The following is a 21,538-nucleotide window of genomic DNA, read 5'->3' on the forward strand; positions in this document are numbered from 1 at the left end:
GCAGCAGAATGTCCGCATGACCCTGCGCGCGGCACTGGCCCCGCTGGTCGCTGGCAGCACCTGGCGACGCGGCGTGTTCCTGCTGCTCGGCGGCGTGCTGGCGCTGCCGTACGGGGTCCTCGCGGTGACCTTTGCGCAGATGCTCACCGACTCGGAGATCCCCCGCCCACTTGTGTACGCCCTGCTGGTGATCGCGACGTTGATCGCGGTAGTGCCGTTGCTGCTGGACGGCAGCCGGGCTCTGGAGATCGCCGCCTGCCGGACGCTGCTCGGCGTCGACCTGCCCGACCCCGCGCCGGGGCACCGGGGCGACCGGGAGAGCAGGCTGCGCGGCGCGCTCTGGATCGCCACGCACCTCATCGTCGGCGCACTGGTGATGTCCGCCCTGTTCAGTGCCCTGCCGATGGCGCTGGCGTTCATCGCCCAGCAGTTCGGCGTGGGCGACGAACTTACAAGCGGGGAGCAGTTCGGGCCGCTTGACGGGCGGGACAGCGGCTGGCTGACGCTGACCGGGGTGGGCCTGCTGGTCGGCCTCGGTTACGCCGTCGCCGGGCTCGGCGCGCTCGCCGTGTCGATGGCGCCGGTGCTGCTCGGCCCGGCCCAGGCCGAGCGGATCGCCGCGCTGGAGGCGCGGGCCACCCGACTTGCCGAACGCAACCGGCTGGCCCGGGAACTGCACGACTCGGTAGGTCACGCGCTGACCGTGGCCACCCTCCAGGCCGGCGCGGCCCGCGAGGTGCTCGACACCGATCCCGAGTTCGTCCGGCGGGCGCTGGGCGCCATCGAGGAGGCCGGACGGACCGCGATGGACGAGCTGGACCACGTGCTCGGGCTGCTCCGCGAGACCGGCGGGGACCGACCCTCGACGGCGCCGCAGCGTACCCTCGCCGACCTGGACCGGCTGGTCTCCGACACCCGCGCGGCCGGACTGACTGTGCACGCGCAGCGCGTCGGCGACCCGACCCGACTACCCGCGATCGTCTCGCGGGAGGGCTACCGGATCGTCCAGGAGGGACTGACGAACGCCGCCCGCTACGGCCACGGCCCGGTGACACTGCGCCTGGACCTGCGGTCGGACGCGCTGGAACTGGAGCTGGTCAACACGATGAGCCGCCCCGACCGGGCCGACACGGGGCGGTCCGGTCGGGGCCTGGACGGCATGCGGGAACGGGTACTGTTGCTCGGCGGTCGACTCACAGTGGGCCCGGACGGCGACCGCTGGCTGATCCGCGCCCGTCTGCCCTACGAGGACGTGCGATGACCACCGGCGTGCTGATCGTCGACGACGACGAGTTGATCCGGGTCGGGCTGCGGGCCATCATCGACGCCCAACCCGACCTGCGGGTGCTCGCCGAGGCCGCCGACGGCGCCGAGGTGCCGCCGCTGGTCGCCCGGCACCGCCCGGACGTGGTGCTGATGGACGTGCGGATGCCCGGCATCGACGGCATCCAGGCCACCCGGCACCTGATGGCCACCTCCGCCGACCCGCCCCGGGTGCTGGTGGTCACCACGTTCGCCAACGACGAGTACGTCTACGAGGCGCTGCGCGCCGGCGCCTCCGGCTTCCTGCTCAAACGAGCCCGGCCGGCGGAGGTGGTGGAGGCGGTCCGGGTCGTCGCGGCAGGCGAGTCGCTGCTCTTCCCGGCCGCTATCCGTCAACTCGTCGGGGCGTACGGGCCGGCGGGTGGCGACCGGCTGCGTGCCGCCCGGCTCACCGAGCGGGAGGCCGAGGTGCTGCGGCTGATGACCACCGGCCGGTCCAACCCGGAGATCGCCGCGCACCTGGTCGTCGGTGTGGAGACGGTCAAGACGCACGTCGGCAACGTGCTGGCCAAGCTGGGCGTCCGCGACCGTACGCAGGCGGTCATCGCCGCGTACGAGTCGGGCTTCGTCACCCCGTCGGGCTGAACGGTCCCCCACCCGGGGGAGCGGGTTCACCGCCGGCCGGGAGGGATTCGACGGGCTGTCGGTCGAGGCTGAGAGCATGACGACGATCACTTCCTCCCCACCCCGCTCCGGCTCCCGGTGGCCCGACCGGTTCGCCCCGCTGGCCGCCGCGTGGCTCGGCCTGTGGGGCGTTCTCGCCCTGGTGAGCACCCTCGCCGGCGCCGGCTACCCGTTCGGCGCGAACGACACCCACGGCGGCGACGTCAACCTGCTGCGCCTGGTGCCGGTGGACCTGGCCACCCCGCTCTTCGCCGGCGTCCTGCTCACCGCCGCAGTGGCCGCGCTGGCCATGAGCCGCCCGGCGATCCGACCGCCCGGTCCGCTGCGGGCGCTGCTCGCCGGCTACGGCTGGGCGGTGGCGTTCGTACTCGCCGTGGTCGTCCCGGACGCCCGGGTGCTCGTCGTCCTCGGCTACCTGCCGATCCTGATCGTCGGAGCGCCGTTCGGCTGGCCGCCGATCGACTACTCCGAGGTCCTCAACTGGGCGCTGTTCGGCCGGTTCGCCGCGCTGGCCGGCGGGCTGCTGCTGGCCGGGGCGGTGCTCGTCTGGCAGCGCCGCACCGCCGAGGCCTGCGTGGGTTGCGGCCGCGACGGCACCGACAGGGGTTGGACCACCCCGGCCGCCGCCGCGCGCTGGGGTCGCTGGGCCGCCGGCATCGCCGCCGCCATTCCCCTGGCGTACGCGTCGACCCGGTTCGCCTGGGCGGCCGGCATCCCGCTCGGCATCTCCCGGGAGTTCCTCACCGAGATGCAGGACACCGGAATAGTCTGGGCCGGCTTCGGGCTTGGCGCGTTCGCCACCGTCGGTGCGATCCTCACCCTGGGCCTGGTGCAGCGCTGGGGCGAGCGGTTCCCGGGCTGGATGGTCGGCCTCGCCGGTCGCCGGGTGCCGGTGAAGCTGGCGGTGGTGCCGGCCACCCTGGTCGCCATCGCGGTGACCGCGGCCAGCCTGGGGCTGCTCAGCAATCCCGAGTTCTACCGGCTCACCGGCGGGTTCAGCCTCACCGGGGCCCCGATGCTGCTCTGGCCGGTGTGGGGTGTGGCGCTCGGCGCGGCCACCTACGCGTACCACCTGCGCCGCCGGGGAGCCTGCCGGCGCTGCGGGCGGGGCTGAGGGTGGCAGTGGGGGTGCCCCCCGATGACCGGGGCACCCCGGCGAAGGTGAGCTAGCGTGGGTCGGGTGACTGCGCCTAACCCGGTAATCCCGGTTCCACCGGCCGACCTGCCCGGCACGCTCGGCGCGCTGCGGGCGGCCGGTCACCAGTACCGCACCGTCAAGCAGGAACTCCGTGACAACCTCCTCGCCCGGATGCGCTCCGGCGAGACCCGTTTTCCCGGCATCGTCGGCTACGACGACAGCGTGCTGCCCGAGGTCGAGCGGGCACTGCTCGCCGGGCACGACATGGTGCTGCTCGGCGAGCGCGGCCAGGGCAAGACCCGACTGATCCGCGCGCTGGGCGGGCTGCTCGACGAGTGGACGCCCGTCATCGCCGGTTCGGTGCTCAACGAGCACCCGATGCACCCACTCACCCCCGCCTCGGTCGCCCAGGTCGCCGAGGCCGGCGACGAGCTGCCGATCGGCTGGCTGCACCGCTCGATGCGCTACGGCGAGAAGCTCGCCACCCCCGACACCAGCGTCGGCGACCTGATCGGTGACGTCGACCCGATCCGGATCGCGCAGGGCCGCACCCTCGGTGACCCGGAGACCATCCACTTCGGGTTGGTGCCGCGCACCAACCGGGGCATCTTCGCCGTCAACGAGCTGCCCGACCTGGCCGAGCGGATCCAGGTGGCGCTGCTCAACGTGCTGGAGGAGCGGGACATCCAGGTCCGCGGCTACCAGCTCCGGCTGCCACTTGACCTGCTCCTGGTGGCCAGCGCCAACCCGGAGGACTACACCAACCGGGGCCGGATCATCACCCCACTCAAGGACCGGTTCGGCGCGGAGATCCGCACCCACTACCCGGTCGACCTGGAGTTGGAGCTGGCGTTGATCCGCCAGGAGGCCGACCTGGTCGCCGCCGTGCCGGAGCACGTGCTGGAGGTGCTGGCCCGCTTCGCTCGCGCGGTGCGGGAGTCCCCGTCGGTGGACCCGCGCTCCGGCGTCTCCGCCCGGTTCGCGATCGCCGCCGCCGAGACCGTCGCCGGTGCCGCGCTGCGCCGCGCCGGCCTGCTCGCCGCCTCCGCCAGCCCGGACGGTCGGCCCGAGGCGGCGGTGGCCCGGGTCGGCGACGCCGTGTCGGTGACCAGCACGCTGCGCGGCAAGGTGGAGTTCGAGAGCGGCGAGGAGGGGCGGGAGATCGAGGTCCTCGCCCACCTGCTGCGGACGGCCACCGCCGAGACGTTCCGCGCCCACCTGGCCGGCCTGGACCTGTCCGGGTTCACCAACCTGGTGCAGGACGGCACCGCCATCGAGACCGGCGAGCTGGTCGGGTCCGCCGAGCTGCTGCGCCAGGTGGGCACGGTGCCCGGCCTGGCCAAGGTCCTCGATCGGCTCGGTCTGGGCGACGCGCCCACGCCGGAGGAGGCCGCGGCCGCCGTCGAGTTCGTGCTGGAGGGGCTGCACCTGACCCGCCGGCTCGGCAAGGACGTGACCGATACCGGTCGTACCGTCTACGGCGGCCGGGGCTGATCGTGGCCGGCAACCGGTTCCGGTACGGGCAGTGGAACGGCGGGCCCGACCCGCTCGCACCCCCGTACGACGTACGCGAGGCTGTGGACGCGGTCGGCGCCGAGGTGCTGGCCGGCGGCAGCCTGCGGGAGGCGCTGCGCGACCTTCTGCGCCGTGGCCCGCAGGGGCGCGGTGGTCTGGACGACCTGGCCGCCCGGGCGCGACGGCTGCGCCGGGAGGCGCTGCGCCGAGGTGACCTGGACGGCGCGGTGACCCGAGCCCAGGCGCTGCTCGACCAGGCCCTCGCCGCCGAGCGTGACGAGCTGCGGGGCCGCGACGACGACGGCGCCCGGTTCGCCGAGGCGGTGCTGGACAATCTGCCCCGCTCCACGGCGCGGGCGGTGGAGGAGTTGTCCGGCTACGAGTGGGCCAGCGACGACGCCCGCCGCTCGTACCAGCAGATCCTCGACCAGCTCCGCGACGACGTCCTCGGTCAGCGGTTCGCCGGGCTGCGCGACGCGGTGCGCGCGTCCGCCGATCCGGCGGCCCAGCAGCGGCTCGCCGAGATGATGCGGGACCTGAACGACCTGCTGGCCCGGCACGGCCGCGCGGAGGACACCACCGACGCGTTCGCCGAGTTCATGCGCCGGCACGGTGACTTCTTCCCGGAGCGACCGGAGACGGTCGACGAGCTGATCGACGTGCTGGCCCGCCGGTCGGCGGCCGGTGAGCGGCTGATGAACTCGCTCTCCGAGCGGCAGCGTGCCGAGCTGGCCGGTCTGATGCAGCAGTCACTCGGTGACCGTCTCGCCGGGGAACTGTCCGCGCTCGACGCGAACCTGCGGGCGCTGCGACCGGATCTGCGCTGGGGGCGCGGCGAGCGGGTCCGGGGCGACCAGCCACTGGACTACGGCGACGCGGCCGGCGCGCTGGGTGAGATCGGCGAACTGGACGACCTGCTGGACCAGCTCGACCAGGAACACCCCGGGGCAACGCTTGACGACGTGGACGTCGACGCGGTGGCCCGGACGCTGGGCCGGGACGCCGCCGACGACGTCCGCCGGTTGCGTGAGCTGGAACGGGAGCTGCGCCGGCAGGGCTGGGTGAGCCGGGACGCGGACGGGCTCACGCTGAGCCCGAAGGCGCTGCGCCGGCTCGGCGGGACGGCGCTGCGACGGGTCTTCTCCGACCTGACGGCTGGGCCGCGCGGCCAGCACGACCTGCGTTCGGCGGGCGCCGCCGGCGAGGTCAGCGGCGCGTCCCGCCCCTGGGAGTACGGCGACGAACAGCCGTTGGACGTGGTCCGGACGCTGACCCGGGCGGTCCGCCGGGCCGGTCCGACAGTTCCGTTGCAACTCGCGGTGGACGACTTCGAGGTGGTCGAGACCGAGAAGCGGGCCTCGGCGGCGGTGGTGCTCTGCGTCGACCTGTCGTACTCGATGATCTCGCAGGGTCGTTGGGGGCCGATGAAGCAGACGGCGCTGGCGTTGGCGCACCTGATGGAGACCCGGTTCCCGCAGGACGCGTTGCAGATCGTGGGCTTCGGTCGGGAGGCGATGACCCTCACCCAGCAGGAGCTGGCGGCGGTGGAGCCGGACATGGAGCAGGGCACGAACCTCCAGCACGCGCTGCGGCTGGCCGCCCGGCACCTGCGCCGGCATCCGGACGCCGAGCCGGTGGTCCTGGTGGTCACGGACGGGGAGCCGACCGCCCACCTGGACCCGGACGACGGCGAGGCGCTGTTCCACTGGCCGCCGCTGCCGGAGACGATCGAGGCGACCGTCCGCGAGGTGGACAAGCTCAGCCGCTACGGCGCCACGCTCAACCTGTTCATGCTCGGCGACGACCCGGGTCTGCGCCGCTTCGTCGACGCGGTGGCCCGACGCAGCCGCGGCCGCATGTTCACCCCGGACACCGACGATCTGGGCGAGTACGTGGTCAGCGACTACCTCCGCTCCCGCCAATCCCGCCGCTGAACGGCTGCGGGCAGGGTTGACTTGAGGGGTGCAGGACGCGGGGTTGCGAGGGGCCTACGGGGCTCTGTTCGCTGAGGTCGACGCCGGCGGGTTCGGACCGCCGCCGGACGGGCAGTTGAGCGCCGAGCAGATCGTCGCGCATCTGGTCGCCAACGACGAGCTGATGATCCAGGCCAGCGAGGCACTGCTGGCCGGGTCGCCGTTCGCCTACTACGAGCTGGAGGAGGACATCCACCGTCCGCAGCTCGACGCGCTCGCGGCCGAGCAGGGTGGCCTGCGCGGCCTGACCGCGCTGCTGCACGGCACCAGCGACCGGTTGTGCGGGCTTGTCGACCAACTCGGCCTGGCTGCGGAAGCCCCGGTCGCGACCCATCTGCGGGAGGGCTTCGACCTCATCGTCGACGAGCCGTTGCCCTGGTCCCGCACCCTGGACCTGCACGAAAGGGTCCACCTCCCCAAACACCAGGCCCAACTGCACATGCTCCGCACCTGAGCGGCAGCCTCGGGAGGGCGTGACCCCGGGTGGGTCAGGTTTCGAGCAGCTCGGGGCGGGGGTGGAAGGTGCGGCGGTAGGTGGAGGGGGCCACGCCGATGCGCTGGTGCAGTTGCTGGCGTAGTGCGGCCGTCGTCCCGAAACCGCAGCGGTGGGCGATCTGGTCGACGGTGAGGTCGGTCGTCTCCAGCAGCAGTCGCGCGTGGTCGGTGCGTTGTTGCAGCAGCCACTGCGCCGGGCTCAGTCCGGTCTCCGAGCGGAAGCGTCGGGTGAAGGTGCGTACGCTCATCCGGGCCTGCTCGGCGAGGTCGCGCAGGGCGATCGGCTCGTGCAGTCGCTGTCGGGCCCACTCCCTGGTGCCGGCGGTGCTGGCGTCGGTGGCCTTCGGCACCGGCTGCTCGATGTACTGCGCCTGACCACCGTCGCGCCACGGCGGCATCACGCAGCGGCGGGCCGCCCGGTTGGCGATCTCGCTGCCGTGGTCGAGGCGGATGACGTGCAGGCAGAGGTCGATGCCTGCGGCCACGCCGGCCGAGGTGAACACCCGGTCGTCGACGATGAAGAGCACGCCCGGGTCGAGGTCCACCCGGCTGTAGAGGCGACGGAACTGCTCGGTGAACGCCCAGTGGGTGGTGGCCCGCCGTCCGTCGAGCAGGCCGGCGGCGGCCAGGACGAACGCTCCGGTGCAGATGGACATGATCCGGGCACCCCGCTCGTACGCCGACCGCAGCGCCACGGCCACCTCCGGCTCGATGTCGCCCGAGGTCAGTACGGCGCCGTCGTGGATGCCGGGGACGATCACGGTGTCGGCGGTGTCGAGCAACTCCAGGCCGTGGTCGGGGAGCACCTGGAAACCGGCGGTGCTGCGGACCGGCCGAGCGCCCGGGGTGCACACCTGCACGTCGTAGAAGCGGCTGTCGTCGGCACCCCTGGCGGTGCTGAAGACCTGGGACGGGGTGCCCAGGTCCAGGCCGACGACCTGGTCGAGGGCGAGGACGGCGATCCGGTGCGGGCCAGCGCTCATGGCCCGATTATTGCGCATGATGGCTTTCCGGCCACTCGTCGCCGTCGAGAACCCCGCCCAGACTTGTCGACGTGACCACGACCCGTCGCCTGCATCCCGCCTGGCTCGTCGCCGCCGTCGCCTTCGTGGCGCTTGTCGGCGCGGCCGGCTTCCGCGCCACCCCGTCGGTGCTGCTGCACCCGCTGCACGCGGAGTTCGGCTGGCCGCTCGCCACCATCTCCGCGGCCGTCTCGGTCAACCTGCTGCTCTACGGCCTCACCGCACCGTTCGCCGCCGCGCTGATGGACCGCTTCGGCATCCGCCGGGTGGTGTCGGTGGCGCTGCTGCTGGTCGCCGCCGGCAGCGGCCTGACGGTCTTCATGACCGCGAGCTGGCAGTTGCTGCTGTGCTGGGGCGTCCTCGTCGGCCTGGGCACCGGCTCGATGGCGCTGGCGTTCGTGGCGACAGTCACCGGGCGCTGGTTCGTCCGTCGGCGGGGCCTCGTCACCGGGGTGCTGACCGCCGGCGGGGCGGCCGGCCAACTGATCTTCCTGCCACTGATCGCCGTGCTGGTGCGCGACCACGGGTGGCGCACGGCGGCGCTCGTCGTGGCCGGAGCCGCCCTGGCGGTCGTACCCCTGGTGGTGTGGCTGCTGCGCGAACACCCGGCGGATCTCGACCTGCCCGCCTACGGCGCGACCGAGGTCGTCGCGCCGCCGCCGCCGACCGGCGGCGCGGCGACCCGGGCGCTGGGCGCGTTGGCAGCCGCGGCCCGGACCCGGCCGTTCTGGCTGCTGGCCGGCGGGTTCGCGATCTGCGGCGCCACCACCAACGGTCTCGTCGGTACGCACTTCGTGCCGGCCGCGCACGACCACGGCATGGCCGAGACCACGGCGGCCGGACTGCTCGCCCTGGTGGGCCTCTTCGACATCGTCGGCACGATCGCCTCCGGCTGGCTCACCGACCGGGTGGACAGCCGGCTGCTGCTCGGCGCCTACTACGCCCTGCGCGGGCTGTCGCTGCTCGTGCTGCCCAGCCTGTTCGCGGGCACGGCCGAGCCGAGCATGCTGGTGTTCATCATCTTCTACGGCCTGGACTGGGTGGCCACCGTGCCGCCCACGGTGGCGCTGTGCCGGGAGTACTTCGGCGGCGCCGGGGCCGTCGTGTTCGGCTGGGTGTTCGCCGCCCACCAGTTCGGCGCGGCGCTCGCGGCGACGGGCGCGGGCCTGGTCCGCGACCGGCTCGGCGACTACGCGCTGGCCTGGTACGTGGCGGGCGCGCTGTCGATCGGCGCGGCCGGGCTGTCGTTGCTGCTGCGCCGACGGCCGGGGCGGCCGGTGTCGGAGGCCGTCCTGGCGGCCGCGACCGCACCCCGCGCCTGGAGCTTCCGAGGCTGAGTCAGCCGAGCGTCCACTGCTGGGCGGGTCGGCCGTCGCAGGGTCGCTGGCGGATCTCGTCCCCGGCCTCGGCGCCGTCGTCGTCGGCCTGCGCGCACTTGCCGCTGTGCACAGCGACGACAAGCACCGGCCCGGTGCCTGTCGGACTGAGCCGCCACTGCTGGTTGGCCCCGCCGTGACAGGGGAACTGCAGCACCGCCGCCCCGTCGTCACCGCTGCCGCCCTCGACATCGAGGCACTGCCCGTGGGCGGCGTTCGTCAACGTCACCGCGTCCGCGCCGGCCGGGTTGACGACCCACTGCTGCTCCGGGCCGCCGGTGCAGGCGGCCAGCTCGGCCTGCGCCTTCTCGCCGTCACCGTCGAGCCCGAGGCAGAGCCCGGAGGGCGACCGCAGCACGCGGGGGCCGGCGGTCGGGACGGCCGGGGTGGCTGACGGGGTCGGCGACGCCTCCACCGAGGGGGTCGGATCCGGCTCGGCCGGCGGGGCGGTCGGCTCGGCCGCGCCGGGCGGCGCGGCGACCGTCGCGGGCACCACCGGCTCGTCGTCGCCGTCGAGCAGGCCGCTGGCGAAGACCACCCCGAGGAGTACGCCCACCAGCCCGACCGCCAACGCCACCCGCAGCAGCGGGTCGGCCAGCGGCCCGGAACGGGCTCTCCGCCGACCGCCGTAGACGGTGCCGGCGGGATCGGGGCGTTCCTCGGGCAGGGACATACGCGCCATCCTCACCCACCACTCCCGGCCGGGGCCAGCCGGCGGACGCGGGCGGCTGGTGGGATCAGCGGGTGGGCTGCGGGTCGGTGACGTCGGCCACCGTCGCGCCGAGGGCGCTGATCGCGGCGTCGGCGTCGACCGCGACGGCGAGACCCCGCTCGCCCGCGCCGAGGGTGATCTCCCGGCCACGCAGTCGCTCGTCGGCGATGACCGGCCACGCGGTGCTCGCGCCGAACGGGGTGATCGTGCCGCGCTCGTAACCCGTGGCGGCCAGGGCGCCCGCCGCGTCCGGCATGGAGATGCGCTGCACACCGAGCAGGGCGCGCAGCTTGGGCCAGGAGACGACCCGGTCGCCGGGGGTGAGCACGAACACGTGATCGTCGGCACTCCGGCGGACGACTATCGTTTTGACCACGTCCGGGACGGCCACGCCCCGGGCCGCGGCGGCCTCCGCGAGGCTGCCTACCGCACCGTGGCTGACCAGCCGATACGGCAGTCCGGCGGCGTCCAGGGCGGTGATAGCGGGCGATGGCATGCCCGCCACGGTAACCGTCGAACCTGGCGCCGGACGGGAAACCGCAGGCGTTGACATCCCACCGATTCCGAGGTCCGGGCGTAAGGTGATCACATGCGCGCTGAGCGTGTGGATCACCCCATTGACCATGATGACGCGGTGGACACGCTGCGGCGGTCGTACGCCGCGGTGCCCACGGGCGAGCCTGTCCGGCTGGCCAAACGCACCTCCAACCTGTTCCGCCCCCGGTCCGCTCCCCGGACCCCGGGCCTCGACGTGAGTGGCCTCAACCGGGTGCTCGCGGTGGACGCGCACGCGCGCACCGCCGACGTGCAGGGCATGTGCACGTACGAGGACCTGGTCGACGCGACGCTGCCGCACGGGCTGATGCCCCTGGTGGTGCCGCAACTACGCACCATCACTCTGGGCGGGGCGGTGACCGGCCTGGGGATCGAGTCGACCTCCTTCCGCAACGGCCTGCCCCACGAGTCGGTACGCGAGATGGACATCCTCACCGGCTCCGGCAAGATCGTCACCGCCCGGCCGGACGGGGAGCACGCCGACCTGTTCACCGCGTTCCCCAACTCGCTGGGCAGCCTCGGGTACGCCACCCGGCTGCGCATCGAGCTGCAACCGATCGGCCGGTACGTGGCGCTGCGCAACATCCGGTTCACCCAACTGGAGGCGCTCACCGACGCGATCGCCGAGGTGTCCGCCAGTCGATCCTGGGCCGGCGAGCCTGTCGACGTGATGGACGGCGTGATGTTCAGCCCCGGTGAGGCGTACCTGATCCTGGGCACGTTCACCGACGCGGCCGACCCGCCCAGCGACTACACCGGCCAGGAGATCTACTACCGGTCGCTGCGTCGGCGCACCCGCGACGTGCTTACCGCGTACGACTATCTGTGGCGCTGGGACACCGACTGGTTCTGGTGTTCGGCGGCGTTCGGCGCGCAGCACCCGGTCGTGCGCAGGCTCTGGCCGGCGCGTTACCGGCGCAGCGACGTCTACCACCGACTGGTCCGCCTCGAGCACCGGCACCAGGTGGCGGCCCGGATCGACCGGCTGCGTGGCCAGCCGGCCCGGGAGCGGGTCGTGCAGGACGTGGAGATCCCGCTGGACCGCACGGCCGACTTCCTGCGCTGGTTCGCGGGCAACGTGGGGATGACCCCGGTGTGGCTCTGCCCGTTGCGGCTGCGCGAGCCGGAGGGTCCCGGTTCCGCGCGGTCGTGGCCGCTGTATCCGCTCCACGCGGGGCAGGACTACGTCAACATTGGTTTCTGGGGGAGCGTGTCGATCGCGCCCGGCGCCGCCGACGGCGACGTCAACCGCACGATCGAACGCAGGGTGTCGGAGTCGGGCGGGCACAAGTCGCTCTACTCGGACGCGTACTACGACCGGGACGCCTTCGATCGCCTCTACGGCGGCGAGACCTGGCGCGCGGTGAAGGACCGCTACGACCCGGACCACCGGCTGACGGGACTGTACGAAAAGGCGGTAGCACGAGCATGAGCCTGACCGATCGAGACCAGGGGGCGGCGAGCGTCCCCGCCACCCCGCCGGCGGGGGGCCGGCCCACCGGTCCGACCGTGGCGGACGTCGTCCGCGCGGTCACCGCCGCGCCGCTTCCGGTGCGGATCATCGGGTACGACGGCAGCGCCGTCGGCCCGTCCGACGCCGGCATCACCCTGTCGATCCGTTCCGAGCGGGGTCTGTCGTACCTGCTCACCGCACCCGGTGACCTGGGCATGGCCCGGGCGTACGTCAGCGGCGACCTGGCGTTGCAGGGGGTGCACCCGGGTGACCCGTACGAGGCGCTGCGGGTGCTCAAGGACGAGTTGCGGCTGCGCCCACCGTCGGTGGCCGACGGGCTGGCGCTGGTGCGCGGGCTGGGCTGGGAGCGGCTGATGCCGCCGCCGGCCCCTCCGCAAGAGGCCCAGCCGCGCTGGAAGCGGGTGATGAACGGGCTGCGGCACTCGCGGGTGCGCGACAGCACGGCGATCTCGCACCACTACGACGTCTCGAACGCCTTCTACGAGAAGGTCCTCGGCCCGTCGATGACGTACACCTGCGCGGTCTACCGCTCTCCGGACGACACGCTGGAGCAGGCCCAGGCGGCGAAGTACGACCTGGTCGCCGGCAAGCTGGCGCTGAAAAAGGGCATGCGGCTGCTGGATGTGGGCTGCGGCTGGGGTGGCATGGTCCGTCACGCGGCCCGCGAGTACGGCGTCAAGGCGCTCGGGGTGACCCTGTCGAAGGCGCAGGCGCAGTGGGCGCAGGCCGCGATCGAGCGGGAGGGGCTGACCGAGCTGGCCGAGGTGCGGCACCTGGACTACCGGGACGCGCCGGCGGAGCAGTTCGACGCCATCTCCTCGATCGGGCTTACCGAGCACATCGGGGTGCGCAACTACCCGGCCTACTTCGGGGCGCTGCGCTCGCGGCTGCGTACGGGTGGGCGGCTGCTGAACCACACCATCACGCGGGCCGACAACCGGGCGCCGCACCGCTCGGGCGCGTTCATCGACAGGTACGTCTTCCCGGACGGTGAGCTGGCCGGCCCGGGTCGGCTGATCAGCGAGGTGCACGACGCCGGGTTGGAGGTGCACCACGAGGAGAACCTGCGCCAGCACTACGCGCTGACGCTTGCCGCCTGGTGTCGCAACCTGGTGGAGCACTGGGACTTCTGCGTCTCGGAGGTGGGCGCGGGCACGGCCCGGGTGTGGGGGCTCTACATGGCCGGGTCGCGGATGGCGTTCGAGCGCAACGGCATCCAGCTGCACCAGGTGCTGGCCACCCACAACGGCCCGGACGGTGTGAACGGCTACCCGCTGCGACCGGACTGGTTGCCCTGACCATCTGCTGAACACTGCCTGGAGCCGCGTCGAGAAAGTCGGCGCGGCTTCTCGCGAAGCGATTGACAAACAAGTTTTGTACGTACAAACTGATTTTGCCATGAGAGACGTCCTGTACCTGGAGCAGATCGAGCAGGCCGAAGTCCTGCTCAAGCCGCAGCGCGTCGAGGTGCTGCGGCAACTCGCCGAACCGCGCACCTGCACCGAGGTCGCGGCCCGACTCGATCAGACGCCGCAGCGCGTCTACTACCACGTCAAGCAGCTCGTCGCGGCCGGCCTCGTCGAGCTGGTAAACGAGCGCAAGGTCCGCGGCATCACCGAAGGCATCTACCAGGCCGCCGCCCGGTCCTACTGGCTGTCGCCCCGCCTGGTCGGCCGGATCGGGCTGCGCCGAGCCCGCGACGAGCTGAGCCTGGGCTACCTGCTCGACCTGATGGAGGAGGTCCAGGCCGACGTCGCCGCCCTGGACCGAACCGCCCCCGAGTTGCCCTCGATCGGGGTCTCCGGCGAGATCCGGGTGCCCCCCGAGCAGCGCCCGCAGTTCCTGCACGACCTGCAAACCGCACTTCAGGACCTGTTCGCCCGTTACGGCGGCAGTGAAGGAGATGCCTTCAAGCTCGCCGTCGCCTGCTATCCGAAAGGGAACGACACATGAGTGACCCGTTGAAGGTCCAGGCCCGCCTCTCCGCCCCCGTCGGGCGCGTCCGTGCGGCACTGACCGACCCGGCCGAGCTGCGGCTCTGGCTGGCCGAGCACGCCGAGGTCGAGCTGCCCCAGCGGTACGAGTTCTGGGGTCGCTACACGCCCGAGGGTGACGCGCCGCACCAGCGCCTGCTGCACGCCGACGACGACACGCTGCGCTTCGGCTGGCTGCTCGACGGGGTGGAGACCACCAGCGAGTTCCAGTTGACAGCCGAGGGCACCGACAGCACCGTGCTGACGCTGACGCAGAGCCACTTCGACTTCAACGAGGCGATGACCGGCTCCAGCATCCGGGGCGTGCTCCAGACGTTCTGGGCGCTGTCGATCGCCAACCTGGCCGCCCACCTGGAGGGTCGGCCGCTGCTGCCCCGCACCGACTTCACCTCCGCCGACCTGCGCGGCGAGCTGGTCATCGCGGCCCCCATCGACAAGGTGTGGGAGTCGCTCACCGACTCCGATCAGGCCAGTGCCTGGTTCGGCTACCCCATCGGGATCGAGCCGTGGGTCGGCGGCCGGTACGCGATGGGCGGCTTCGAGAACGGCTACGCGGCCAAGATCGTCGACCTGGAGCCGGGCCGGAAGATGTCCGTGGACTGGGGCCCGACCGGCGTCACGAACTGGGAGCTGGCCGAGTCCGACGGCCGGACCACGCTCACCTTCGTGCAGAGCGGCTTCGACGAGACCAACCCTCCGTACGGCGCCTGGAGCGGGTCGGTGAGCGGCCTGGCCGAGCTGCGCCGGTTCCACGAGGTGCCGGACTGGCAGCCGATCTGGATCTCCGCCGAGGTCCCCGGCCTGGAGCCCGAGCCCGCCAACTGACGCGGTGACTGAGTGAGACGTCAGCAGCTCCACCTTGGATGGTTCGGCCTTTGGGTCGATGATCCAAGGTGGAGCTGCTTTCGGTGCCGGGCTCCCCGTCCGAGAGGTGTGAGATGGACAGCCGCGACTGGAAGGGCGTCATCAACCAGATCCTGTACGGCTTGATCTTCACCCCTCAGCTGGACGACCCCAGCGCCGGTCAGATGGCCGCGGCGATGGTGGAGCGGCGGTATTTCGGCGACGGGCCGGGCGTCTACGCCGATGCGATCGCCTGGGCGCGGCAATACGCCGGTCCGCTGACCGACGAGATCGAGACGCCGCACAGCGAGCACGACTTCCGCGATTTCCTCCGCCGGCTCGCCGTTGAGTTGGACGAGCGGCGACCCTGGCCGGGGTCGGCGACCTGAGGTGCGGGCTGGCAGCCGATCTGGATCTCGGCCGAGGTGCCGGCCCCGAGCCCTCCGGAGCAGCAGCAAGCTGACGGTTTCGTCACGATCGACCACGATCTTGGCAAGGAAGCTCAGGGCTCAGGCGATGGCCGCGCTGCATGTACTTCGCCGGACGCCCGACCACCACAGATGACCATCCACCGCCGTCCCCTTCCTGCTTGGCACGTTCCTTTTCGTGGTCAGGTGGGTACTGGCGGGCGATGTTCTTCATCTTTGGTCTGCGTACCAAGGTCGACCGCTCGGGCGTCGTGCAGCAGGTCTGCCGCCACTGCGGCAACCACGCCGCGCAGGTCATCACCCGCCGGTCGACCAAGTTCACCCTCTTCTTCATACCGCTCATCCCGATCCGCACCCGGTACGCGCAGCAGTGCACGTTCTGCGGGGCGCAGTACGAGATCGCCACGTCCGACGCCCAGCGCCTCACGGTTGGCTGAGCCGCCGATGGCCCGCTTCCTGTGCTGGCTCATCGGCCGGCAACCCCCGCCCGACGGCCCTGCGGTGCACACCGTCCGCCGCCCGCCCTGCACCCCCGGCCGGCGGAAGCGCCGACGCGCCCGTCGGCCGATGGCCGGCACGACCCTGCCCCGCTCACCCTGGAACCGGTCCGCCGGCCGTTGAACCTCCCGGCTCTCCGGTCGTACCGGTGGCGTGGCCGCACACCGATCAGGTGTCGGCCATCGGTGCCGGAGCGAACATCGGCGGCACCGGATCGACCGCCTGGATCGTGGCGACGACCTGTGTCAGTTGCGGGTAGCCGCCGCCGGCCGCCCTGATGTGCGTGTCCGCGCCGGCGTGGTTGCCGAGGTGGCACTCAGCGATGGCCCGCAGGAGAAACGCGACGCTACACAGATCCGGCGGGTCGACGCCGACCCGGACGTCGAGAAGGAGCGACTGCGCCTGCTCCGGTCGCTGGTTGAGCAGGTACGCCAGGCTCATCGCGACACGGGCGGTCAACCTGTGCGGCTGCACCTGGGAGCCGAGCCGCGCCAGTTCCCAGATCTCCACCACCTCCCGGTGTTCGACAGGCGATCTGGTCACCACCGCGGCGTACAGATACCACATCCCGAAGTGGACGCTGAGCGCCTGCCCGATTGCGGCGGCCGTCCGGGGATCGGTGCTCTCGGCCCGAGCCAGCGCCGCGAGTCGCTCGGCGTCGGCGACGAAGTCCGTCGCCGAGCGCGCGTGTCCGGTGCTCCAGCGTCGGCGGAAGGCAGCGAGCGCGAGCCGTGGGTCGTCTGCGTCGCGAACCGGATCTTCGAGGCGGCCCTCGTCCGCTTCCCCATGGCTGATGGCCCGCAGTGTCCGGTTGATCTCCTCCTGGTAGTGGGCCGCGCGCAGCGCCGCGATGGTGGCGGTAGGCGTCACGAGCCAGCCGAGCAGGTTGCGGCCGTCAGTGTGCGGAGAGGGGACGAGGTTGGCCACCCCGAGAAGCGCCGCGAGAAGCGCTGCGCCGAGCAGTGCGACATCTGTCACTGCGGTGCTCGTCGACGCCATTGCGGCACCGAGCGCCGTCGCGGTGCAGAGGTTGACCACCGGGCCACTGAGGTAGAACAGCACCATCCGCAGCGGTAACGCGGTCGCCGACGGCGCAGGTCGGATCGACACGTGGTTGCGCCAGCCGTTGAACGGCGCGATACGGACCGCGACGACCTCCAGGCACAGCAGCTTCGCCGCGACGAGGTGCCCGCACTCGTGCAGAACGAGGTGCACCCAGAACGACAGGCAGGTGATGCCGACGGCGACGACGGCGCCCGCCGGGGACTCGGTGACGAGCAGTGCGAACAGCACCGCTTCCACCACCAGGAGGATGGACGCGGCCGCCAGCCGACGGCGGGGAGATGTCACCGCGCAGATGGTACGGCCGAAGAGGTGGCGGCGCGGGTACGTCCGGTCGCCGAGCCCTCGCACGGAGACGGATCGTCCCGGGGACGACAGTCCTGTGTGCCCGGATCGGCTCGACTCGCGCGGCCGTCCGGACCCTGGCGGGCGACCCGGGGCGCTGGCTAGGCTTTCGGGGTTTGCCGTGGACAGGTCCGCCGAGGGTGCACGTACGACGAAGAGCCGGAGCGACCGTGTCGCGACAGGACGTGAAGGGTGCGGGCCGCGCGCTGCCCAGCGGCGTCGCGCCGACCCGGCTGAGCCGGGTCGGGCTGTCAGTCGTCGGCGCGGTCCTTGTCGTGGAGGCGTTCTGGCTGGTCGCCGCGCTGCCCGGGGCCGCGCTGGTCAGTGACGTGGGCGCGCTGCTGGTGGCCGGCTGGGCAACCCTCGCCTGCGCCGGCGTGGCCCGTCGACATCCGGCCCCGCTGCGCAGGTTCTGGACACTGCTGGCCGTCACCATGGCGCTCGCCGCGCTGGGCCGGGCGATCTGGACGGCGCAGCGACTGGTCGGCGGCGACCTGCCGCACACCCCGCTGGTCGGTGTGGTCTTCACCGCCGGCATCCTCACCGGCACCGCCGCGCTGCTCAGCTCGCCGTCCGGGCCGCGTACGGGAGTGGGGAGGGCCCGGACGCTGCTGGACGGCGTGATCGTCGCGCTGGCCCTGGTGCCGATCGGCTGGGTGCTGGTGTTCCAGGGGGTCGCCGCCGCGGAGCTGGCCGACCCGGCGCGCACGCTGGGGCTGCTCTACCCGATGTTCGACCTGATGCAGCTCACCATCCTGGTAGCGGTGGCCGGGCCGGCGCGGCCACTGTGGCGGCCGCTGAGCGTGCTCGCGGTGAGCCTCACCATCCGGGTGGTCGCCGACGTCGTCTACGTCTCGCTGGTGGCCCGCGCCGACTACGCCGCTGGTCACCCCATCGACCTGTGCTGGCCGCTGAGCTATCTGCTGATCGGCCTGGCCACCGGGAACCCGCCGCCGCCGGACTGCGACGGCACCGACGAGACCGCCGAGTCGCCGTTGCCGCCGTGGTGGCGGGTGGCGCTGCCGTACCTGCCGGTCGGTGGGGCGATCATCGCGGTGCTGCTGGCCCGCCGGCCCACCGGCCAGACCCCGCAGCTGGTCTTCGTGACCATGATGGCGTTGCTGGCCGCCCTCGCCGTACGCCAGGGGCTGGCCGCCAACGAGAACCTGCGCCTGGTGGCGCGACTGCGTCGGCTCGCGTACGGCGACCAGCTCACCGGCCTCCCGAATCGGCTGCTGTTCAACCGGCTGCTGCGTCTGGCTCTGCGCGACGGCCGGCCGGTGGCCGTCCTGCTGCTCGACCTCGACGGGTTCAAGCAGGTCAACGACCGGTTCGGGCACGCCACCGGCGACACCCTGCTGAGCGGGTTGGCGTCGCGGATGCGGACGGCGGTGGCCGGCGACGGCACCATCGCCCGGCTCGGCGGGGACGAGTTCGCGGTGCTTGTCGAGCGGGACGGGCCGGTGTCCCCGGAGCGGCTGGCCGAGCGGTTGCTGGACGCCCTGCGACCCTCCGACGGTGAGGAGGACGTGGGCGTGCACCCGTCGGCGAGCATCGGCATCGCCGAGTACGGGCCGCAGCACGCCTCGCACACCGACATCCTGCGCGACGCCGACATCGCCATGTACGCGGCGAAGGCGGCCGGCAAGTCCGCGTACCGGACGTGCACCCCGGAACTGCGCGAGTCGGCCGTGTCCCGGGCGGAGTTGATCGCCGATCTGCGCCGGGCCGTCGACGAGGAGGAGCTGCACCTGGAGTTCCAGCCCATCGTCGACCTGGCGAGCGGGGCGGTCCGCAGCGCCGAGGCGCTGGTGCGCTGGCGGCACCCGCGGCTCGGGATGCTGCCGCCGGCGAAGTTCCTGCCGCTGGCCGAGGAGACCGGGCTGATCATCCCGATCGACCGCTGGGTGATCCACGAGGCGTGCCGGGCGGCGGCGACCTGGCGGGCGCGGGCGCCGGACGCGACGGTCGCGGTGAACATCGCCGCGGCGCACCTGCGCCGGCCCGACCTGATCGCCACGGTCACGGCGGCCACCGCCAGCGCCGGGCTGGCGCCGCGCGCGTTGACCCTGGAGCTGACCGAGTCGGCGCTGATCGAGGGGACCGACGCGGTGCTGGAACGGCTGCACCAGCTGCGGGAGCTGGGCATCCAGATCGCCATCGACGACTTCGGGACGGGCTACTCGTCGTTGAGCTACCTGCACCGCATCCCGGCCACCGAACTGAAGATCGACAGGTCGTTCGTGGCGCGGCTGGGCACGGACGACCGGGCGTACGCGACTGTGGAGATGGTGACCCGGCTGGCCGGCGCGTTCGACCTGGCGGTGATCGCCGAGGGCGTGGAGACCGAACGCCAGCACGACGCGGTCACCGCGATCGGCTGCCCACGCGGTCAGGGCTACCTGTACGGGCGCCCGGACAGCCCCGCCACGGTGGGTCAGAATCGGGCTTGACCCTGACGTAACGGCAGGCGGGAGCCTGGTTCCCGGAAGGGAGGGGGACCATGGCGTACACGGTGGGTCAGGTGGCGAAGCTGGCTGGCGTGACGATCCGGACGTTGCACCACTACGACGAGATCGGGTTGCTGTCGCCGAGCGGACGGACCTCAGCCGGTTACCGCCGCTACGACGACGCGGACCTGCAACGGCTGCAACTCGTCCTGTACTACCGGGAGCTGGGTTTCCCACTTGAGGAGATCAGCGCGATCATCGACGACCCGGCGGCCGACCCGGCCGCGCACCTTCGCCGCCAGCACGAGCTGCTGACGGGACGGCTCAAGCGGTTGCAGGAGATGGTCGCGGCGATCGAGTTCGCGATGGAGGCGAGCAAGTTGAACATCCAACTCACCCCGGAGGAGCGGTTCGAGGTCTTCGGCGACGCCGACCCCGAGCAGTACGAGGCCGAGGCCGAGCAGCGCTGGGGCGACACGGACGCGTACCGGGAGTCGAACCGGCGAGCGTCGCGCTACACGAAGGACGACTGGCTGCGGATCAAGGCGGAGAACGAGGACTGGGGCCGGCGGATCGTCGCGTTAATGGCCTCGGGCGCGCCGGCGGACGGCCCGGAGGCGATGGACCTGGCCGAGGAGCACCGGCAGATCATCAGCCGCTGGTTCTACGAGTGCTCGTACGAGGTGCAGACCGGGTTGGCCGACATGTACATGGCCGACGAGCGGTTCACGGCGTACTACGAGAACATCGCTCCCGGCCTGGCGGCGTACCTGAACGAGGCGATCCACGCCAACGCGATCAGCCGCGCGTGACCCGGTGCGGTCCGGCTAGTCTGGCCGGACCGCACCGCGGTGCGCGTGGTCGGCGACCGGCCGGCGGGCGTCCGCCCAGGGGAGATGACCGTGCAGAAGCCCAAGCTGGTCGCCGCCGGCGTTGTCCTCGTCGTGGCGGTCGCAGGCGGCGTGTGGGCCCTGATCGCCGCCGGTGACGATCGGCCGGACGCGGACCGCCCGTCGGCCGCGACGTCGACCGGCTCGACCGGCGCGGCACCCGCCCCGACCGATGCGGCCGCTGTGCTTGTCGCCGCCGCCGCGAAGGTGGACGAGCAGCCGTACCGGCTGACGGTGGGCAGCGGCGGGACCGCCGAGGGGGACACCACGATCCTGGTGTGGGACCCGAAGGCGCGGCGTGGCACGGAGACCACCTCGCTCAAGGTGCCCAACGGCGAGGTGAAGATCGAGCGGTTGACCACCGGTCCGGACGTCTACGTGCGGATCAGCGCCCCGGACCGCCGGGTCCCGGTCTGGGACGGCAGGACGTGGTGGCACGTCGGCACGCCGGGTCGGCCGGTAAACAACAAGGGCCTGGACAACACCCGGCTGGCCAGCACGCTCACCGCGCCGGCCGCCGTTCGGCAGACCGGCAACCGGGAGTACGCGGGCACGCTGGACCTGCGCGACAGCGCCGCCGTGCTGGGCGGCGGAATCGGCGGGGTGCTCGGTGACCGGGCCGCGAAGGTGCCGTTCACCGCAAGCGTCGACGAGCAGGGTCGGCTGGTCCGCTACCGGATCGAGCTGGCCACCGAGCAGGCGAAGACGGCCCAGCTCGACCTGGCGTACTCGGATTTCGGGCTGCCGGTGGCGGCCGAACCGCCGGCGGCCGACGTGGTCGGGGAGGACCCGCCGGCGAACATCCCCGGCGCCTGACGCCT

At 72.5% G+C, this 21,538-nt stretch carries 20 protein-coding genes; 16 read left to right on the forward strand and 4 right to left on the reverse strand.

Annotated features, from left to right (window positions below):
* The first annotated feature begins 16 nt into the window (after positions 1–16).
* The 6 genes from ACGFIE_RS12660 (at position 17) to ACGFIE_RS12685 (ending at position 7,027) form a co-directional block, all read left to right on the forward strand.
* The gene (locus tag ACGFIE_RS12660) at positions 17–1,261 is read left to right on the forward strand and encodes a histidine kinase (RefSeq protein ID WP_393293966.1); all 1,245 of its coding nucleotides are present in this window, start codon (positions 17–19) and stop codon (positions 1,259–1,261) included.
* Positions 1,258–1,908 carry a response regulator transcription factor gene (locus tag ACGFIE_RS12665; protein ID WP_363678810.1) on the forward strand — a complete coding sequence of 217 codons (651 nt, stop codon included), beginning with the start codon at positions 1,258–1,260 and terminating at the stop codon, positions 1,906–1,908. Before ACGFIE_RS12660 ends, ACGFIE_RS12665 begins: the two co-directional genes overlap by 4 nt.
* Before the next feature lie 76 nt (positions 1,909–1,984).
* A complete protein-coding gene (locus ACGFIE_RS12670; protein WP_393293968.1) occupies positions 1,985–3,061 on the forward strand; it encodes a hypothetical protein in 1,077 nt (358 codons plus the stop codon).
* Between the two features lie 57 nt (positions 3,062–3,118).
* The gene (locus tag ACGFIE_RS12675; protein WP_393293970.1) at positions 3,119–4,579 is read left to right on the forward strand and encodes a magnesium chelatase; all 1,461 of its coding nucleotides are present in this window, start codon (positions 3,119–3,121) and stop codon (positions 4,577–4,579) included.
* Entirely contained in the window at positions 4,579–6,534 is a 1,956-nt protein-coding gene (locus ACGFIE_RS12680; protein WP_393294642.1) for a VWA domain-containing protein, read from the forward strand. Before ACGFIE_RS12675 ends, ACGFIE_RS12680 begins: the two co-directional genes overlap by 1 nt.
* A gap of 28 nt (positions 6,535–6,562) precedes the next feature.
* Entirely contained in the window at positions 6,563–7,027 is a 465-nt protein-coding gene (locus ACGFIE_RS12685) for a hypothetical protein (RefSeq protein ID WP_393293972.1), read from the forward strand.
* Between the two features lie 34 nt (positions 7,028–7,061).
* Here the strand turns inward: ACGFIE_RS12685 and ACGFIE_RS12690 are convergent, their stop codons facing one another.
* A complete protein-coding gene (locus ACGFIE_RS12690) occupies positions 7,062–8,069 on the reverse strand; it encodes a GlxA family transcriptional regulator (RefSeq protein ID WP_393293974.1) in 1,008 nt (335 codons plus the stop codon).
* Between the two features lie 53 nt (positions 8,070–8,122).
* Between ACGFIE_RS12690 and ACGFIE_RS12695 the strand changes: the two genes are divergently transcribed.
* A complete protein-coding gene (locus tag ACGFIE_RS12695; protein ID WP_393293976.1) occupies positions 8,123–9,427 on the forward strand; it encodes an MFS transporter in 1,305 nt (434 codons plus the stop codon).
* 1 nt (position 9,428) lies between these two features.
* Here the strand turns inward: ACGFIE_RS12695 and ACGFIE_RS12700 are convergent, their stop codons facing one another.
* Positions 9,429–10,139, reverse strand: a complete 711-nt coding sequence (locus tag ACGFIE_RS12700) for an RICIN domain-containing protein (protein ID WP_393293978.1) — start codon at positions 10,137–10,139, stop codon at positions 9,429–9,431.
* A 64-nt stretch (positions 10,140–10,203) separates the two neighbouring features.
* A complete protein-coding gene (locus ACGFIE_RS12705; RefSeq protein WP_393293980.1) occupies positions 10,204–10,674 on the reverse strand; it encodes an aminoacyl-tRNA deacylase in 471 nt (156 codons plus the stop codon).
* A gap of 93 nt (positions 10,675–10,767) precedes the next feature.
* Between ACGFIE_RS12705 and ACGFIE_RS12710 the strand changes: the two genes are divergently transcribed.
* The 6 genes from ACGFIE_RS12710 to ACGFIE_RS12735 all read left to right on the forward strand — a co-directional run bounded on the left by ACGFIE_RS12710 (position 10,768) and on the right by ACGFIE_RS12735 (position 15,909).
* Complete coding sequence (locus ACGFIE_RS12710) at positions 10,768–12,165, forward strand: FAD-binding oxidoreductase (RefSeq protein ID WP_393293982.1); 1,398 nt, start codon at positions 10,768–10,770, stop codon at positions 12,163–12,165.
* Positions 12,162–13,505 carry a class I SAM-dependent methyltransferase gene (locus ACGFIE_RS12715; protein WP_393293984.1) on the forward strand — a complete coding sequence of 448 codons (1,344 nt, stop codon included), beginning with the start codon at positions 12,162–12,164 and terminating at the stop codon, positions 13,503–13,505. The genes ACGFIE_RS12710 and ACGFIE_RS12715 overlap by 4 nt, the downstream gene beginning before the upstream one ends.
* A gap of 100 nt (positions 13,506–13,605) precedes the next feature.
* The gene (locus ACGFIE_RS12720) at positions 13,606–14,160 is read left to right on the forward strand and encodes an ArsR/SmtB family transcription factor (RefSeq protein ID WP_393293986.1); all 555 of its coding nucleotides are present in this window, start codon (positions 13,606–13,608) and stop codon (positions 14,158–14,160) included.
* Positions 14,157–15,026, forward strand: a complete 870-nt coding sequence (locus tag ACGFIE_RS12725) for an SRPBCC family protein (RefSeq protein WP_393293988.1) — start codon at positions 14,157–14,159, stop codon at positions 15,024–15,026. The genes ACGFIE_RS12720 and ACGFIE_RS12725 overlap by 4 nt, the downstream gene beginning before the upstream one ends.
* Positions 15,027–15,139: 113 nt before the next feature.
* Positions 15,140–15,433 (forward strand): hypothetical protein, encoded by a 294-nt coding sequence (locus tag ACGFIE_RS12730; RefSeq protein WP_393293990.1) that lies wholly within the window; start codon positions 15,140–15,142, stop codon positions 15,431–15,433.
* Positions 15,434–15,675: 242 nt separating this feature from the next.
* Positions 15,676–15,909 carry a zinc-ribbon domain-containing protein gene (locus ACGFIE_RS12735; RefSeq protein WP_393293991.1) on the forward strand — a complete coding sequence of 78 codons (234 nt, stop codon included), beginning with the start codon at positions 15,676–15,678 and terminating at the stop codon, positions 15,907–15,909.
* A 229-nt stretch (positions 15,910–16,138) separates the two neighbouring features.
* Here the strand turns inward: ACGFIE_RS12735 and ACGFIE_RS12740 are convergent, their stop codons facing one another.
* Positions 16,139–17,320: a hypothetical protein gene (locus ACGFIE_RS12740; protein WP_393293993.1), complete on the reverse strand. Its 1,182-nt coding sequence runs from the start codon at positions 17,318–17,320 to the stop codon at positions 16,139–16,141.
* Between the two features lie 227 nt (positions 17,321–17,547).
* Between ACGFIE_RS12740 and ACGFIE_RS12745 the strand changes: the two genes are divergently transcribed.
* The 3 genes from ACGFIE_RS12745 (at position 17,548) to ACGFIE_RS12755 (ending at position 21,533) form a co-directional block, all read left to right on the forward strand.
* Positions 17,548–19,830, forward strand: coding sequence for a putative bifunctional diguanylate cyclase/phosphodiesterase (locus tag ACGFIE_RS12745; protein ID WP_393293995.1), 2,283 nt, complete (start codon positions 17,548–17,550; stop codon positions 19,828–19,830).
* 50 nt (positions 19,831–19,880) lie between these two features.
* Positions 19,881–20,639 (forward strand): MerR family transcriptional regulator, encoded by a 759-nt coding sequence (locus tag ACGFIE_RS12750; RefSeq protein ID WP_393293997.1) that lies wholly within the window; start codon positions 19,881–19,883, stop codon positions 20,637–20,639.
* A gap of 90 nt (positions 20,640–20,729) precedes the next feature.
* On the forward strand, positions 20,730–21,533 hold the full coding sequence (locus tag ACGFIE_RS12755; protein WP_393293999.1) for a hypothetical protein: 804 nt from the start codon (positions 20,730–20,732) through the stop codon (positions 21,531–21,533).
* Positions 21,534–21,538: the final 5 nt, after the last annotated feature.

Source organism: Micromonospora sp. NPDC049275 (assembly GCF_043197115.1).
Taxonomy (GTDB): Bacteria; Actinomycetota; Actinomycetes; order Mycobacteriales; family Micromonosporaceae; genus Micromonospora.